Source organism: Streptomyces sp. NPDC026062 (genome assembly GCF_055568375.1).
Map to the genome: position 1 here is coordinate 1 of NZ_JBVHOQ010000148.1, position 1,027 is coordinate 1,027.

Below are 1,027 nucleotides of genomic sequence, written 5' to 3' on the forward strand. Positions count from 1 at the left end.
CGAGGTGAGCGGTCCGGCGCGGGTCACGATCAAGGACGTCGCGGCTCGGGCCGGTGTGTCCAAGGGCGCGGTCTCGTTGGCGTTCAACAACAAGCGTGGTGTTTCGGATGCCACGCGTGAGCGGATCTTCGAGGCGGCGGGGGAGCTGGGCTGGGCGCCGAATCTGACGGCGCGCAGTCTCTCCGGTCAGCGGGTGGACATCGTCGGGCTGGCGCTGTGCCGTCCGGCGCGGCTGCTCGGGCTCGAACCGTTCTACATGGACTTCATCTCGGGGATCGAGAGTGTGCTGGCCGAGCGGTCGTACTCCTTGCTGCTGCGGCTGGTGCGGGATCTCGGTGAGGAGACCGAGCTGTACAGGTCGTGGTGGCGCAGCCGGACGATCGCCGGTGCGCTGCTGGTCGACTTCCATGAGGACGATCCCAGGGTTCCCTCGCTGGGGGCCATCGGGCTGCCGGTGGTGGCTGTCGGGCATCCGTCCCTGACCGGCGGGTTTCCCTCGGTGTGGACGGATGACGCCACCGCGGCGGCCGAGGCCGTGCGCTATCTCGCGGCACTGGGACACCGGCGGATCGCCCGGGTCGGCGGCCCGGTCGGCCTGGGACACAGCACCATCCGGGCCACCGCGTTCGCGGCCACGATGCGGGAACTGGGCCTGGAGGAGGGCCGGCAGATCGCGACGGGATTCGACGGCGCCGAAGGGGCCAGGGCCACCCGGTCCCTGCTGATGTCGGCCCAGCGCCCGACGGCCATCGTCTACGACAACGACATCATGGCCGTCGCGGGCGCCGGAGTCGCCGCCGAGATGGGCTTCGTGGTGCCCGACGACCTGTCGCTGCTCGCCTGGGACGACTCGCAGCTGTGCCGGATCACGCATCCCACCCTGTCGGCGATGAGCCATGACGTGCACAGCTTCGGGGCACAGGTGGCCCGCACCCTGTTCGCGGTCATCGAGGGCGAACACACCGGTTCCGTACAGGTACCCACCCCGTCACTCACCCCGCGTGGCTCCACCGCACAGGCCCCCGCC

The 1,027-nt window shown here is 70.5% G+C and carries 1 protein-coding gene; it reads left to right on the forward strand.

The window, feature by feature from the left end; translation table 11 throughout:
• Nucleotides 1–4: 4 nt before the first annotated feature.
• Nucleotides 5–1,027, forward strand: a 1,023-nt coding sequence (locus ACZ4LX_RS38270) for a LacI family DNA-binding transcriptional regulator (RefSeq protein ID WP_467652045.1), incomplete at its 3' end; no start/stop codon positions are given.